General features: G+C 60.6%; 13 protein-coding genes and 5 tRNA genes. 3 read left to right on the forward strand and 15 right to left on the reverse strand.

Translation table 11 applies throughout. The features are described from left to right. Window positions 1-3 precede the first annotated feature (3 nt). The 15 genes from rpoB to CGL56_RS03205 all read right to left on the reverse strand — a co-directional run bounded on the left by rpoB (window position 4) and on the right by CGL56_RS03205 (window position 10,928). Entirely contained in the window at window positions 4-3,828 is a 3,825-nt protein-coding gene (rpoB, locus tag CGL56_RS03135) for a DNA-directed RNA polymerase subunit beta (protein WP_099105030.1), read from the reverse strand. Between the two features lie 279 nt (window positions 3,829-4,107). Beyond that, window positions 4,108-4,488, reverse strand: a complete 381-nt coding sequence (gene rplL, locus CGL56_RS03140) for a 50S ribosomal protein L7/L12 (RefSeq protein ID WP_099105031.1) — start codon at window positions 4,486-4,488, stop codon at window positions 4,108-4,110. 101 nt (window positions 4,489-4,589) lie between these two features. Beyond that, entirely contained in the window at window positions 4,590-5,120 is a 531-nt protein-coding gene (gene rplJ / locus CGL56_RS03145; RefSeq protein ID WP_099105032.1) for a 50S ribosomal protein L10, read from the reverse strand. Window positions 5,121-5,138: 18 nt separating this feature from the next. Beyond that, entirely contained in the window at window positions 5,139-5,831 is a 693-nt protein-coding gene (gene rplA, locus CGL56_RS03150) for a 50S ribosomal protein L1 (protein WP_099105033.1), read from the reverse strand. An 80-nt stretch (window positions 5,832-5,911) separates the two neighbouring features. Then, window positions 5,912-6,355 (reverse strand): 50S ribosomal protein L11, encoded by a 444-nt coding sequence (gene rplK / locus CGL56_RS03155; RefSeq protein ID WP_099105034.1) that lies wholly within the window; start codon window positions 6,353-6,355, stop codon window positions 5,912-5,914. Between the two features lie 78 nt (window positions 6,356-6,433). Then, window positions 6,434-6,979: a transcription termination/antitermination protein NusG gene (nusG, locus tag CGL56_RS03160; RefSeq protein ID WP_099105035.1), complete on the reverse strand. Its 546-nt coding sequence runs from the start codon at window positions 6,977-6,979 to the stop codon at window positions 6,434-6,436. Window positions 6,980-6,997: 18 nt separating this feature from the next. Beyond that, complete coding sequence (secE, locus tag CGL56_RS03165) at window positions 6,998-7,189, reverse strand: preprotein translocase subunit SecE (RefSeq protein ID WP_099105036.1); 192 nt, start codon at window positions 7,187-7,189, stop codon at window positions 6,998-7,000. A gap of 74 nt (window positions 7,190-7,263) precedes the next feature. Further along, window positions 7,264-7,336 (reverse strand) — tRNA-Trp (locus CGL56_RS03170). 185 nt (window positions 7,337-7,521) lie between these two features. Next, window positions 7,522-8,718, reverse strand: a complete 1,197-nt coding sequence (gene tuf, locus CGL56_RS03175) for an elongation factor Tu (RefSeq protein ID WP_099105037.1) — start codon at window positions 8,716-8,718, stop codon at window positions 7,522-7,524. A gap of 109 nt (window positions 8,719-8,827) precedes the next feature. Continuing rightward, window positions 8,828-8,899, reverse strand: a tRNA-Thr gene (locus tag CGL56_RS03180). Between the two features lie 48 nt (window positions 8,900-8,947). Continuing rightward, window positions 8,948-9,023: transfer RNA gene (locus CGL56_RS03185), tRNA-Gly, on the reverse strand. 51 nt (window positions 9,024-9,074) lie between these two features. Further along, window positions 9,075-9,156 (reverse strand) — tRNA-Tyr (locus tag CGL56_RS03190). A gap of 41 nt (window positions 9,157-9,197) precedes the next feature. Further along, window positions 9,198-9,273, reverse strand: a tRNA-Thr gene (locus CGL56_RS03195). Window positions 9,274-9,468: 195 nt separating this feature from the next. Continuing rightward, on the reverse strand, window positions 9,469-10,368 hold the full coding sequence (locus CGL56_RS03200) for a tyrosine-type recombinase/integrase (protein ID WP_099105038.1): 900 nt from the start codon (window positions 10,366-10,368) through the stop codon (window positions 9,469-9,471). Between the two features lie 53 nt (window positions 10,369-10,421). Then, window positions 10,422-10,928: a hypothetical protein gene (locus tag CGL56_RS03205; RefSeq protein WP_099105039.1), complete on the reverse strand. Its 507-nt coding sequence runs from the start codon at window positions 10,926-10,928 to the stop codon at window positions 10,422-10,424. A gap of 19 nt (window positions 10,929-10,947) precedes the next feature. Here CGL56_RS03205 and CGL56_RS03210 point away from each other — a divergent pair, with 19 nt between their 5' ends. From CGL56_RS03210 to CGL56_RS03220, 3 genes are all read left to right on the forward strand, one after another. Further along, window positions 10,948-11,943, forward strand: a complete 996-nt coding sequence (locus CGL56_RS03210) for a long-chain-fatty-acid--protein ligase (protein WP_099105040.1) — start codon at window positions 10,948-10,950, stop codon at window positions 11,941-11,943. Window positions 11,944-12,036: 93 nt separating this feature from the next. Beyond that, window positions 12,037-13,071 (forward strand): LacI family DNA-binding transcriptional regulator, encoded by a 1,035-nt coding sequence (locus tag CGL56_RS03215; protein WP_099105041.1) that lies wholly within the window; start codon window positions 12,037-12,039, stop codon window positions 13,069-13,071. Between the two features lie 133 nt (window positions 13,072-13,204). Beyond that, window positions 13,205-14,374 (forward strand): endo-1,4-beta-xylanase, encoded by a 1,170-nt coding sequence (locus CGL56_RS03220; protein ID WP_099105042.1) that lies wholly within the window; start codon window positions 13,205-13,207, stop codon window positions 14,372-14,374. Window positions 14,375-14,416 lie beyond the last annotated feature (42 nt).

The following is a 14,416-nucleotide window of genomic DNA, read 5'->3' on the forward strand; positions in this document are numbered from 1 at the left end:
TGACTAGTCGAACTTGACGTCCAGGGCCAGGCCGCGAAGCTCGTGGACCAGTACGTTGAACGACTCGGGGATATTCGGCTCGGGCAGGTTGTCTCCCTTGACGATGGCCTCGTAAGCCTTGGCCCGTCCCTGAATGTCGTCCGACTTGATGGTCAGCAGTTCCTGCAGGATGTTCGAGGCACCGAAGGCCTCCAGGGCCCACACCTCCATCTCACCGAAGCGCTGTCCACCGAACTGCGCCTTACCACCCAGCGGCTGCTGGGTAATGAGGGAGTAGGGTCCGATGGAGCGGGCGTGCATCTTGTCGTCCACCATGTGGCTGAGCTTGAGCATGTAGATCACGCCTACCGTTGCCTGCTGGTGGAAGCGGTCGCCCGTTTCCCCGTCGTAGAGGTAAGCCTGACCCAGGCTGGGCAGCTTGGCCTTCTGGATGTACTCCTCGATCTCGTCCTGGCTGGCACCGTCGAAGATGGGGGTAGCGAACTTCATACCCAGTTTCTCTCCGGCCCATCCGAGGACGGTTTCGAAGATCTGCCCCAGGTTCATCCGCGAGGGTACACCGAGGGGGTTGAGGATGATGTCGACAGGAGTGCCGTCTTCGAGGAAGGGCATGTCCTCATCGCGGACGATGCGGCTTACGATACCCTTGTTACCGTGACGACCGGCGAGCTTGTCGCCTACCTTCAGCTTGCGCTTCTTGGCCAGGTACACCTTGGCGAGTTTCAGCACGCCGGCGGGCAGTTCGTCGCCCACGCTGATGTTGAAGGTTTCCCGCTTGTAGCGTCCGACTTCCTCATTCACCTTGATGCTAAAGTTGTGCAGCAGGCGGGCGATGAGGGCGTTCAGCTCGTCGCTGGTGGTCCAGCCGCTGTAGTCGATGGTGGTGTAGTCCACCTCGCGCAGGAGGCTCTGGGTGAACTTCTCCCCTTTCGGTACGACGACCTCACCGTAGATGGTGTTGACACCCTGGCTGGCGCGGCCGCGGACGAGCTTGTCGAGTTTGTCGACCAGCACCGTCTTGAGGTTGTTCAGGTTCACCTTGTGCTCGTCCTCCAGCTTCTGGAGTTCCAGCTTTTCGGCGTCCTTCTGCGACTGCTCCTTCTTGGTGCGGCTGAAGAGGTCCTTGCCAATGACCACACCCTTCAGGGAGGGGCTGGCCTTCAGCGAGGCGTCCTTCACGTCGCCGGCCTTGTCGCCGAAGATGGCGCGCAGCAGCTTCTCCTCCGGGGTGGGGTCGCTCTCCCCTTTCGGGGTGATCTTGCCGATGAGGATGTCGCCTTCCTTGACCCAGGCGCCGACGCGGATGATACCGTTCTCGTCGAGGTCCTTGGTGGCTTCCTCGCTGACGTTGGGGATGTCGTTGGTGAGTTCCTCCTCGCCCAGCTTGGTGTCGCGCACGTCGAGCTCGAAGTGCTCGATGTGGAGGCTGGTGAAGATGTCCTCCCGGACCACGCGCTGGCTCAGCACGATGGCGTCCTCGAAGTTGTATCCTTTCCAGGGCATGAAGGCCACTTTCAGGTTCTGTCCGAGGGCGAGTTCACCCTTCTCCGTGGCGTAGCCGTCACAGAGGATGTCACCCTTCTTCACCTTCTGTCCGCGGCGGACGATGGGCTTCAGGTTGACGCAGGTTCCCTGGTTGGTCCGCAGGAACTTGGTCAGGCGGTAGGTTTTGGTGTCGTCGTCGAAGGAGACCTGGCGGTCTTCCTCGCTGCGCTCGTAGCGTACGATGATCTCGTTGGCGTCGACGTACTCGACAGTACCTTCACCTTCTGCATTGATGAGCATGCGGCTGTCGCGGGCGACCTTGCCTTCGAGGCCCGTACCCACGATGGGGCTGGTGGGCTTCAGCAGGGGTACGGCCTGGCGCTGCATGTTCGATCCCATCAGGGCGCGGTTGGCGTCGTCGTTCTCCAGGAAGGGGATCATCGAAGCCGAAACACCCACGATCTGGTTCGGAGCTACGTCCATGAACTCGATCTCGGAAGGTTCGAGTACGGGGAAGTCGCCGTGGTCGCGCGCCTTGACGCGGTCGCTGGTGAAGGCTCCCTTCTCGTCGATGGTGGCGTTGGCCTGGGCAATCTTCTTGAAGTCTTCTCCTTCGGCGCTCAGGTAGATCGGATCACCTTCCATGACCACCTGGCTGTCGGCGACGGCCCGGTAGGGGGTTTCCAGGAAGCCCATCTTGTTCACCTTGGCGTGCACGCAGAGGGTGGAGATCAGACCAATGTTGGGACCTTCCGGCGTCTCGATCGTACACAGGCGACCGTAGTGGCTGTAGTGAACGTCACGCACCTCGAATCCGGCGCGCTCCCGGCTCAGACCTCCAGGTCCGAGGGCCGAGATCCGCCGCTTGTGGGTGATCTCGGAGAGGGGGTTCGTCTGGTCGAGGAACTGGCTCAGCTGGCTGGTTCCGAAGAAGGAGTTGATGACGCTCGACAGCGTACGGGCGTTGATCAGGTCGATCGGGGTGAAGACCTCGTTGTCGCGCACGTTCATCCGCTCGCGGATGGTGCGGGCCATCCGGGCCAGGCCTACGCCGAACTGGGCGTAGAGCTGCTCACCCACCGTGCGTACGCGGCGGTTGCTCAGGTGGTCAATGTCGTCGATCTCGGCGCGCTGGTTCATCAGACCGACCAGGTACTTCACGATGGCGATGATGTCTTCCTTGGTCAGTACCAGGGTTTCGTCGTCGGTGCCGGCGTTCAGCTTGCGGTTGATCTTGTAGCGCCCTACCTCCCCGAGGTTGTAGCGCTTGTCGCTGAAGAACAGCTTGTCGATGATGCCGCGGGCGGTCTCTTCGTCGGGCGGGTCACTGCCGCGCAGCTGGCGGTAGATGTACTGCACCGCCTCGATTTCGCTGCTGGAAGGATCCTTCTGCAGGGTGTTGTAGATGATGCTGTAGTCCATCGCAACGTCCTCCTTCTGCAGGATGATGTTCTCGATGCCGTCGGCGGCCAGGATGTCCTCGATGTTGTCCTCTGTCAGCACGGTGTCGCGCTCGAGGATGATTTCGTTACGCTCCAGGATGACCAGCTCGCCGGTGTCCTCGTCGACGAAGTCTTCCGTCCAGGCGCGCAGTACGCGGGCGGCGAGTTTGCGGCCGATGGCGGCGGTGAGGGCTTCACGGGTATTGGCTACCTCGTCGGCCAGGTCGAAAAGGTCCAGGATGGACTTGTCCGAATCGTAACCGATGGCTCGCAGCAGGGTGGTTACGGGGAACTTCTTCTTGCGGTCGATGTAGGTGTACATCACCGTGTTGATGTCGGTGGCGAATTCCATCCACGCGCCCTTGAAGGGGATGACCCGGGCGGAGTAGATCGCCGTGCCGTTGGGGTGGAAGTTCTGGCCGAAGAATACGCCGGGGCTGCGGTGCAGCTGGGAAACGATGACCCGCTCGGCGCCGTTGATGACGAAGGTGCCTTTGGGCGTCATGTAGGGGATGTTCCCCAGGAAGACGTCCTGCACGATGGTCTTGAAGTCGACGTGCTCCTCGTCGTTACACGAGAGCCGCAACTTGGCCTTCAGCGGAACGCTGTAGGTCAGGCCGCGCTGCATACACTCCTCGATGGTGTAGCGGGGGGGGTCAACGAAATAATCCAGGAACTCCAGATTGAAGATGTTCCTGGTATCAGAAATGGGAAAGTTCTCCTGGAATACCCGATAGAGACCCTCAAGCGCCCGGTTTTCCGGGGTGGTCTCCAACTGGAAGAATTCCTGGAAGGATTTTAATTGTATTTCTAGAAGATCGGGAGAATGATCGGTTAGCTTGATCTTGCCGAAGCTCACCCGTTGCTCTTCGGCATTAAGAATTTGGCCGTTTGACGTCATTAGCATTCCTTGGTTTTATCCGGACGGTGGCCTTCCGCGGTGGCACTGGCCCGAATGGTATAGTATGGATTCCGGCGAAAAATTCTCCGGAGGTATGGGGTACTGCGAAGTATGTTAACAGGACGGTCCCCATTAAAGTTGCAGCCCGCAGGCGATTTCTAATACGCGAATGGCCCAGCCGGACCGTTGTCCGCTAAGCCTATAGTAAAAAGGAAAAGCGGGGGGTGCCGCCGTGCGGCAGCGCCCCCGCGCTTATATCCTAGAAAGGAGTGTACCTAATTACTTAAGTACCACCGTGGCACCGGCCTCCTCGAGAGCGGCCTTGATGCTTTCGGCTTCAGCCTTGTCGACGCCGGACTTCAGGGTGGCGGGAGCACCGTCAACCATTTCCTTTGCGTCTTTCAGGCCCAGACCCAGCAGGGTCTTAACCTCCTTCACGACCTTCAGCTTGCTGCCACCGGCAGATTCCAGAACGACCTCGAACTCGGTCTGCTCAGCAGCGGCGTCGCCACCGGCTTCGCCACCACCACCAGCGGCTACCGCTACGGCGGCGGCTGCGGGCTCGATGCCGTGTTCGTCTTTCAGGATCTGCAGGAGCTCGGTAACGTCCTTGATGGTAAGTTCTACGAGCTGGTCGGCAATTGCTTTTACGTCTGCCATAATATAAATGTATTTAATAGTGATGTACGATAGAGTATCGCGTATCAGCTTGGAAGCCAGTTAATTGGTTTGGTGGTACCGGAGTACCGGGGTGCGGCGGGTTACGCCTCGCGCTCTTCGAGCGTCTTGAGGGCGCCGGCGAGCTTGCTGCCCTGTCCCTTCAGGCCGCCCAGCAGGTTCTGCATGGGGCTTTGCAGCAGGGTCAGGATGTCGGCCAGTACCTCGTCGCGCGACTTGAGTTTTACCAGGGCGTCGAGCTGGTCGTCGCCGGAGTAAATCGAGCTGGCGATGTAGGCCGCCTTCAGTACGGGGCGCTCACCCTTGTCCTCGCGGAACTCCTTGATCACCTTGGCGGGCGCGTTGCCTACTTCGGAGAACAGGATGGCCGACGGGCCCTTCAGGGCGTCGAACAGGGGGGCATAGTTGTTTTCCTCGGGCAGCTGCTCCAGGGCCTTGCGGGCCAGGGTGTTCTTCACTACCTGCATGCTTACGCCCCGCTTGTAGCAGAGGCCGCGCAGGCGGTTTACTTGCTCAACCGAGAGGGTCGAGGCGTCGGCGATGTAGAAGTACTCGTTGTTCTGAAAGCGTTCTTTCAGAGACTCGATGGCCGTCGCTTTGTCTTGCTTATTCATGATTCTTAGTTTGGACGGTTAGGCGATGGTCTTCGGATCGACCTTGATGCCGGGGCTCATGGTAGAGGCAACGGTCACCGATTTCATGTAGTTGCCCTTGGCGCTGCTGGGCTTCATGCGCACCAGCGTGGACAGCAGTTCGTTGGCGTTGTCTTTGAGCTGCTCGGGAGAGAACTCTACCCGACCGATGCTGCTGTGGACGATACCGAACTTGTCTACCCGGAAGGCAATCTTGCCGCCCTTCACGTCGGAAACGGCCTTGCCTACCTCCATGGTGACCGTACCGGTCTTGGGGTTCGGCATGAGGCCACGGGGGCCCAGTACGCGACCCAGGCGTCCTACCTTGGCCATGGTCTGGGGCATAGCCACGACCACGTCGAAGTCGGTCCAGCCGTCGTTCACCTTGGCCACCAGCTCGTCGAGACCAGCGTAGTCGGCTCCGGCGTCCAGGGCTTCCTGCTCCTTGTCGGCGGTGACGAAAGCGAGTACACGCTTGGTCTTGCCGGTACCGTGGGGAAGGGTGACCGTACCGCGGAGGGCCTGGTCAGCTTTGCGGGGGTCGATCCCCAGACGTACGTGTACGTCAACCGATGCGTTGAACTTGGCAGTGTTCACCTCCTTGACGAGGGCGAGGGCCTCCTCGAGGCTGTACTGCTTCGTAGCATCGACTTTCTCAGTGGCGGCTTTGCGCGCCTTACTAAGTTTAGCCATGAGTAATGATTTTGAGGTTTATAGCGCATACCGGGGGTATGCTCCCTACTTGATAAATGGTGTGATTGAGACGGGGTCGCTTACGCTTCCCAGGGCGGGGTGCCCTCTACGGTGATCCCCATGGAGCGGGCGGTGCCGGCAACCATCTTCATGCCGCTTTCTACACTGAAAGCGTTGAGGTCGGGCATCTTGTTCTCCGCAATGGCGCGAACCTGTTCCCAGGTTACCTTGGCCACCTTGTTGCGGTTGGGCTCCTTGGAACCGCTCTTGAGCTTGGCGGCTTCGAGCAGCTGTACGGCGGCGGGGGGCGTCTTGATGACGAAGTCGAACGACTTGTCCTTGTAGACGGTGATGACTACGGGCAGGATCTTACCCTGGCTGTCCTGGGTAGCGGCGTTGAAGCGCTTGCAGAACTCCATGATGTTGACGCCCTTGGCACCCAGTGCCGGACCGACCGGCGGGGCCGGGTTGGCCGCGCCACCGCGGACCTGTAGTTTGATAAAGGTTTCTACTTCCTTAGCCATGCTGACTTATTTGTGTCGTACCAACGGACCGGATCGTGTTGCAACCGGGCCCTCCGACGTGTGGAATGATTAGTATTCTTAAGACTGCTTTTCGACCTGCATGAAGTTCAACTCTACTTCCGTGCCGCGGCCGAAGATCTTGACGATCACTTTCAGTTTTTTCTTTTCTTCGTTCACCTCCTGGATGTCGCCCACGAACTCGTTGAAGGGCCCGTCGATGATCTTCACGGTCTCGCCTTCGATGAAGGGCTCGATCATGGTATCGCCGGCTTCGAGGCTTTCGTCCACCTTGCCGAGGAGGCGGTTGGCTTCCGATTCCCGCATGGGTACCGGCTCGCTTTTGCCCAGGAAATGGATGACGTTGGGCAGGCTGGTAATGGCGTCGACTACCTCGGCGTTAAGGGCGTAGGGGTCGGCTTCGACGAGAATGTAGCCGGGCAGGATGTTACGGTCGGAGATGACCTTCTTGCCGCTGCGGATCTTGTAGACTTTCTCGGTGGGCACGACAATCTTGGTCACCAGGTCACCCCAGTTGTTGCGCTCGATTTCCTTCTCGATGCGCTCCTTGATCTTTTTTTCCTTGCCGCTGATTACCCGCAGCGAATACCATTTGTTGTCTGCCATGCTGTGCTTATACTGTACTTACCCTGCGGAGTAGATGAAGTCAACGACGTTGTTCCAAACAAAGTCCATCATCAGGATGAGCAGCGCGAAAATTGCGGAGCCGGTGAGCACCAGGATCGTATTCGTCTGAAGCGTGGAATACGGTGGCCAGGTCACGTTGTGCACCAGCTCGTTGTAGCTTTCCCGCAGGTATAATCCAAACCTATCCATTGTTGGGGATTGAGTTATGGAGCCGGGAAAGGACCGGGAGATAGTCCCGAAAGTCCTTTACCTGCTCGCTTATGCACGGGTGGAGAGACTCGAACTCCCAGCCCCTGGTTTTGGAGACCAGTGCTCTGCCAATTGAGCTACACCCGTGGATGAAGTACGAAATCAAAAGGAAAGAGGCCGAAGGTAGCTTACGGGTTAACCATAACCTTTGTCCTTCTTGTTTCCGCTTTCGTATTTCGTACTTTCTAAATGAGAAAGTTAAGCACCCTCATTCGAGCGCTTAACTTTCACTTTCGATGAGTAAACCGGAGGGGCCGGAGCCCCGCGGAGTCCTACTCGAGGATTTCAGTTACCTGACCGGCGCCTACGGTACGTCCACCTTCGCGGATAGCGAAGCGGAGGCCTTTCTCCATGGCGATGGTGTTCAGCAGCTTCACTTCCAGGGTGACGTTGTCGCCGGGCATTACCATCTCCACGTTCTCGGGGAGGGTGATGTCGCCGGTTACGTCGGTGGTACGGAAGTAGAACTGGGGACGGTAGCCGTTGAAGAAGGGCTTGTGACGGCCGCCTTCCTCTTTCGACAGAACGTAAACCTCACACTTGAAGTGGCTGTGGGGCTTCACGCTGCCGGGCTTACAGATTACCATACCGCGCTTGATGGCTTCCTTGTCGATACCGCGGAGCAGCAGACCGGCGTTGTCGCCAGCTTCACCGCGATCGAGCAGTTTGCGGAACATCTCTACACCGGTGATGGTGGAGGTCAGGGGCTTGGCCTCAGCGGCCTGCATACCCAGGATCTCTACGGAGTCACCTACGTTGATGACACCGCGCTCGATACGACCCGTAGCAACGGTACCACGACCGGTGATCGAGAATACGTCCTCAACGGGCATCAGGAAGGGCTGATCAACCAGACGCTCGGGCTCGGGGATGTCGCTGTCGACGGCGGCCATGAGGTCCATGATTTGCTTCTTGCCTTCGGCGTCTCCTTCGAGGGCCTTCAGGGCGGAGCCGATGATGATGCTGGCGTTGTCGCCGTCGTACTCGTACTGGCTCAGCAGTTCGCGTACTTCCATTTCGACCAGCTCGAGCATCTCTTCGTCGTCGACCAGGTCAGCCTTGTTCATGAAGACCACGATGTTGGGTACACCTACCTGGCGGGCCAGGAGGATGTGCTCGCGGGTCTGGGGCATGGGGCCGTCGGTAGCAGCAACTACCAGAATAGCACCGTCCATCTGGGCGGCACCGGTTACCATGTTCTTTACGTAGTCAGCGTGACCGGGGCAGTCAACGTGAGCGTAGTGACGGTTAGCCGTTTCGTACTCTACGTGAGCGGTGTTGATGGTGATACCACGCTCTTTCTCCTCGGGAGCCGAGTCAATGGTGTCGTAGTCCATCTTCTTTGCGCCGCCGGCCTCCGAAAGTACGGTGGTGATAGCTGCGGTGAGGGTGGTCTTACCGTGGTCAACGTGACCAATGGTACCCACGTTAACGTGGGGTTTAGTTCTTTCAAATTTTTCCTTAGCCATCTTAGGATAACCTATTTTGAATTTAAAAAATGGTGCTTATTCAGGGTGCCGACCGCAACCCCGGCCGCCCCTATCTCCACCCACGAGTGAGGGAGAAGTATTACCCTTGAGCCAACGGTGAGATTTGAACTCACGACCCCTTCCTTACCATGGAAGTGCTCTACCCCTGAGCTACGTCGGCAATTCGGTTGAAGTAAAACTGGCCGCCCCTCCCGAGGGAAAGGCGACGTGGAGCGGAAGACGAGATTCGAACCCGCGACCCTCAGCTTGGAAGGCTGATGCTCTACCAGCTGAGCTACTTCCGCGACTGGTAAAAAACCGACGACGATCCGTCGTCAAGACCAAATAACATGGTGTGGGGGTGGTAGGATTCGAACCTACTCAGCCGAAACACTGGATTTACAGTCCAGCCCACCTCTCCAACTGTGGCGCACCCCCATGTTTTGCATCTTACTTCTAGATCCCGGAACTCCCGCGTCTGGAGCCGATGGACGGACTCGAACCGCCGACCAGCTGATTACAAATCAGCTGCTCTACCAACTGAGCTACACCGGCTGGTTGGGCCCTCTGACCGGAAACCCATCGGCGGCCACTACCCGCAGCAAGCTGCAAAGAGGGGCACCGGACGAAAATCCTGGGATCTATAACCGTTTTTCAAGTCAGCTTGAGGACGTTTTCCCAAAGCGATTGCAAAGGTATGTTGTTTGATACAATTGACAAAGCACTACCGGATGAAATTTTATCATCGTTTTATTCTCCGCCCTCCGGATGGGCGCGGCGGTACACCTCCCGCAGCCGTTCCAGGTTGTTGTGGGTGTACAGCTGGGTGGCCGCCAGACTGGCGTGGCCCAGCAACTCCTTTACCGCGTTGAGGTCCGCCCCCCCTTCGGTCAGGTGGGTGGCGAAACTGTGGCGGAGCACGTGGGGGCTCTTCTTGGTTTCCCGCGTCACCCCGGAGAGGTAGCGCTTCACTTTGTTGTATACGTATTTGGGATACAATCGTTTACCCCGCTCCGTAATCAGCAGGCTTTCCGGATCAACATCCGTGGGGGCGGCGGCGCGCAGGTGCCGTGCCCGCTCCAACAGCCCGGCCAGCTGGGGGCCGAAGGGCAGCAGGCGTTCCTTGTTCCCCTTGCCCCTCACCCGGAGTTGGCGGCGGTCCGGATCGACGTCCGACCAGTTCAGCCCGATGAGTTCCGCCCGCCGCAGGCCGGCCTGGTAGAGGAGGGCCAGCAGCAGGTGATCCTGCAGTAAAAAATAATCTTTTTCCTCCTCCGGGTCGGGAAAGGCGGTGAACAGCCGCTGCAGGTCCTGGGCCGGCACGGTGGCCGGCAGCCGCCGCCCTACCTTCGGGGTGGGAATGCGGACGGTGGGGTTCTCGGCCTGCTGCCCCCGCCGCTGGCGGTAGTGGTAAAAGGCTTTCAGGGCGCTGAGCTTGCGGCGGATCGAGGTAGGGGCCTTCCCCTCCTCCACCAGCCGGGCCAGCCAGCTCTTGACCATCTCGCGGCTCACCTCCCCGGCCCGTTCCACGGCGTAGCTCTCCAGACAGTAGTCGGCGAACTGCTGCAGGTCGCTGCGGTAGGCGTCCACGGTGTGGGCGCTCAGCCGGCGCTGGTGGGTGAGGTGGGCCAGAAATTCGTAGAACTGCATACGGCGAAGGTAAGGCCGGAAGCTTCGGCCCGGCACCCGCGCACCGCCGCCCGCTACTGCCCCAAGCAGAGCACCCGGATCTGTTCGGTGCGGATGGTGTTGCTGCGGTTGCCGGCCTGGTCCAGGATGTAGATCTCGTAGGTGAGGGTGTCGACCGGGAAGGCCTCGTCGGCCACGCAGAAGCGGTCATTATATATACAGCAGACGCCCTGGCCGGAATTGATCACGGTGAAGAAGACGTCGCCGCTGATGCCGTTGCCCGTGCCCTCGGCGGGAATGGGGGGAAAGGCGCCCACGATGGTCGGGGGCAGTTCCGGGAAGCGGCTGTCCTTGATGAAGATGTCGGTGCTGTCCTGGGAAGAGATGTTGCCGTCGCCGTCGGTGAAGGAAAAATGGATGACGAGGCTGTCCTGGGGGCCGTTGGTAAACTGGTAAATGGTATTCTTGCTGATGCCCTCGTACTGGATCACCGGCTCCTCGGGGTACTCCGGCGGGTTTACGCAGCCGGTGAGCAGGGTACCGACGGCAAGCAACCATAGGGCGAAGCGGGTGTATTGCATGGCAGATAAACGGTTTACTATGACGCGCGACCAACTCGCCCGACGGATTGAGGAAGTTAGCCCCGCCGGTTTCGCGGCCCTGGCCCTGGACGTATTCCGTTACCAGGCGGCCAACAACCAAATCTACGCCCAATACCTCGAATTGTTGCGGGTAGACCCGCGCACGGTAGGCCGGCGGACGGACATTCCCCACCTGCCCATTGCCCTGTTCAAGTCGCAGCAACTGCGCAGCGGCGACTGGCAGCCCGTGCGCACCTTCACCAGCAGCGGCACCACGGGGGCGGCCACCAGCCGCCACGACCTGCGCGACGCGGACTGGTACCGGCGGGGCGCGGCCCTCACCTTCGAGCGGCAGTACGGCCCCCTGGCCGGCCGGGCGGTGCTGGCCCTGCTGCCGGCTTACCTGGAGCGCAGCGGCTCCAGCCTGGTATTTATGGCCCAGGATTTTATCGAGCGCAGTGGCCACCCCGATTCGGGCTTCTTCCTGGACGACCTGCCCGGCCTGGCCGACCGACTCGCCCGCCTCCGCGAACAGCGCATCCCTACCCTGCTGCTCGGCGTAAGCTTCGCCCTCCTGGAACTGGGGGAACGCTTCCCCCAACCCCTGGGCAACACCATCGTAATGGAAACCGGGGGTATGAAGGGCCGCCGCCGCGAGATGACCCGGCGGGAATTGCACGCTACCCTCTCAGCCGCCTTCTCCGTGCCCCACATCCACAGTGAATACGGCATGACGGAGCTGCTCTCCCAGGCCTACGCCCCCGCCGACGGCCGCTTCCACCCCGCCCCCACCCTTTCGGTCACCCCCCGCGACATCACCGACCCCCTGGCACCCGCCCCCCGGGGCCGGACCGCCGCCCTGAACCTCACGGACCTGGCCAACCTCGACACGGTGAGCTTCATCGCCAGCGACGACCTGGGGCGGGTGTTCGCCGACGACACCTTTGAGGTACTGGGCCGCCTGGACCACTCCGACGTACGCGGCTGCAACCTCCTGGTGGGTGCCCTTTCCTGAGCGGACCGGTTTCCGCTACCATTTTACTGGAACGTATCTTGTCGCCACGGGGGAGCCCTGGGTTACCCTCCTTATCCCCATTCGGTCAGCGGCATGAGCAACAAGCGCAAAAAGCAGGTAACCATCTACGACTTGGCTACGGAGCTGAACGTGGCCCCCTCTACGGTCTCCCGGGCCCTGAAGGATCACTACAGCATCGGCAAGGCCACCATCACCGCCGTGAAGGAGCTGGCCCGCAAGCGGGGGTACCGCACCAACATCCTGGCCAGCAGCCTGCGCACCCGGGAGTCCAATACCATCGGCGTGCTAGTGCCCTGGATCAACCGCCCCTTCATCTCCTCCCTGATTCACGGGGTGGAAGCCGCGGCCCGCGAATCGGGCTACAATGTGATCATCTCCCAGTCGCAGGACTCCTACGACCACGAAGTGGCCAACGCCAAGACGCTGTTCTCCAGCCGCATCCACGCCCTGGTGGTATCCCTGGCCATGCAAACCACCGACTACGAACACCTCGAAGAGATCAGCAGCAGTGGTACCCCGGTCATCTTCGTGGACCGCGTACCCAGTACCCTGGATGGCCACCGGGTGGTGATCGACAACGTCCGTTCGGCCCGGCTGGCCACCCAGCACCTGATCGACCAGGGCTGCCGCCGCATCGCCCTGTTCAAGGGGGCCTCCCACCAGATCATCTACCACGAGCGGGAATGCGGGTACCGGGAGGCCCTGCAAGCCAATGACCTCAGGGTAGACGACGAACTGATCCTTACCTCCGACCACCTCACACTCGAGGAAGGAAACCGCCTGGCCCGCCAGCTGCTGCAGTCGCCCCACCCCCCCGACGGCATCTTCAGCACCAACGACAACGCCGCGGTCGGAGCCATCAAATGCGCCCGCGAACTCGGGGTGGCCGTCCCGGAACAACTGGCCATCATCGGCTTCAACAACGACCCGGTCTGCGAAATCATCGACCCGCCCCTGTCCTCGGTCACCCACCCCGCCGTGGAAATGGGCCGCATGGCCCTCCAACAGGCCCTGCGGGTCGCCAACGCGAAAATGCCGGTCACGGAACGGCGCATCGAACTCGAGACCCAGCTCGTCCCCCGCGCCTCCTCCCTGCGCCGCCGCTGACCCCACCCTCCCAACCAACAGCCCATGGAAAACGGGCGCAATCGATTTCATAAGCTGGGCGGTAACCTGTACATTTAGCACCTTCGTTTGGCCACGGCCCGTTTTACACCTAACCCTACAACCTTGGAATTGCATGAACGCCCCCTTCCTACCCTTTGCCTTGCTGGTCCTTCTCCTGTCGTTCGGATCGTGTGGTTCGGAAGGCGGCACCCCGCCCCCCCCGCCGGAGGGGGAGGACTTTCCGGTGGCGGAAACCAGCATCGGCCGGGTGTTCGCGGATCACTTTTACGTGGGGGCGGCCGTCAACCGCACCCAGATTGCGGGAGAGGATACCGCGGGGCTGCAGTTGCTGGAACGGGAATTCACTTCCATCACGCCCGAGAACGTCATGAAATGGGAGAGGATACAACCCGGGCCGGATTCGTTTGCGTGGGCGGCGGCCGACGGCTACGTTGACCTGGGCGAGCGGCTCGGCATGTGGACCATCGGACACACCCTGGTCTGGCACAGCCAACTGCCCGAGTACGTCAGCCAGACCACTAACCCCGGGCAGCTGCGCCGCTACCTGGAAGAACACATCCGCGCCGTTGCCGGCCGTTACGCCGGCCGCATCGATGGCTGGGACGTGGTCAACGAAGCCCTGAACGAAGACGGCAGCTACCGCGAATCGGTCTTCTACCGGGTGCTGGGCGAGCAGTACCTGGTGGACGCTTTCCGCATCGCCGCCGAGGCCGCCCCGGATGCTGAACTCTACTACAATGACTACAACCTCTATAACCCCCGCAAGCGACAAGGTGCCCTGCGCATCATCAAGCTGCTGCAGGACAACGGCGTGCGCATCGACGGGGTGGGCATGCAGGGCCACTACAGCCTGAAAGGGCCGCCGCTGGAGGAGGTCGAGGCCAGCATCGAGGCCTACGCCGCCACGGGGGTGAAGGTGATGATCACCGAACTTGACCTGACCACCCTGCCCAATCCCTGGGACCTGGAGGGTGCCGAGGTAAGCCAGAACTACGAGGGGGACCCCTCCATGGACCCCTACCCCGACGGCCTGCCGGAAGAGGAAGCCAACCGCCTGGCCGATCGCTACGCGGAGCTGTTCTCCCTCTTCCTCAAGCACGACGACGCCATCTCCCGGGTAACCTTCTGGGGCGTCAACGACGCCCAGAGCTGGCTCAACAACTGGCCCATCCGCGGCCGTACCAACCACCCCCTCCTCTTCGATCGCGCCTCCCAACACAAGGCTGCCTACCAGCGGGTGCTTTCGCTGAAGGCGGAGCGGCAAATTTCCCCTCCCCGGTAAGCTTGCCACAGCTGCCCGGGTCAAAAGCATAACTACACCCAC

Source organism: Neolewinella marina (assembly GCF_002631205.1).
GTDB classification, from domain to species: domain Bacteria; phylum Bacteroidota; class Bacteroidia; order Chitinophagales; family Saprospiraceae; genus Neolewinella; species Neolewinella marina.

What these genes read in the sequence shown, in the direction of transcription:
- rpoB (WP_099105030.1), bottom strand. Translation starts at nt 3,828, where the DNA reads ATGACGTCAAACGGCCAAATTCTTAATGCCGAAGAGCAACGGGTGAGC.
- rplL (WP_099105031.1), bottom strand. Translation starts at nt 4,488, where the DNA reads ATGGCAGACGTAAAAGCAATTGCCGACCAGCTCGTAGAACTTACCATC.
- rplJ (WP_099105032.1), bottom strand. Translation starts at nt 5,120, where the DNA reads ATGAATAAGCAAGACAAAGCGACGGCCATCGAGTCTCTGAAAGAACGC.
- rplA (WP_099105033.1), bottom strand. Translation starts at nt 5,831, where the DNA reads ATGGCTAAACTTAGTAAGGCGCGCAAAGCCGCCACTGAGAAAGTCGAT.
- rplK (WP_099105034.1), bottom strand. Translation starts at nt 6,355, where the DNA reads ATGGCTAAGGAAGTAGAAACCTTTATCAAACTACAGGTCCGCGGTGGC.
- nusG (WP_099105035.1), bottom strand. Translation starts at nt 6,979, where the DNA reads ATGGCAGACAACAAATGGTATTCGCTGCGGGTAATCAGCGGCAAGGAA.
- secE (WP_099105036.1), bottom strand. Translation starts at nt 7,189, where the DNA reads ATGGATAGGTTTGGATTATACCTGCGGGAAAGCTACAACGAGCTGGTG.
- tuf (WP_099105037.1), bottom strand. Translation starts at nt 8,718, where the DNA reads ATGGCTAAGGAAAAATTTGAAAGAACTAAACCCCACGTTAACGTGGGT.
- CGL56_RS03200 (WP_099105038.1), bottom strand. Translation starts at nt 10,368, where the DNA reads ATGCAGTTCTACGAATTTCTGGCCCACCTCACCCACCAGCGCCGGCTG.
- CGL56_RS03205 (WP_099105039.1), bottom strand. Translation starts at nt 10,928, where the DNA reads ATGCAATACACCCGCTTCGCCCTATGGTTGCTTGCCGTCGGTACCCTG.
- CGL56_RS03210 (WP_099105040.1), top strand. Translation starts at nt 10,948, where the DNA reads ATGACGCGCGACCAACTCGCCCGACGGATTGAGGAAGTTAGCCCCGCC.
- CGL56_RS03215 (WP_099105041.1), top strand. Translation starts at nt 12,037, where the DNA reads ATGAGCAACAAGCGCAAAAAGCAGGTAACCATCTACGACTTGGCTACG.
- CGL56_RS03220 (WP_099105042.1), top strand. Translation starts at nt 13,205, where the DNA reads ATGAACGCCCCCTTCCTACCCTTTGCCTTGCTGGTCCTTCTCCTGTCG.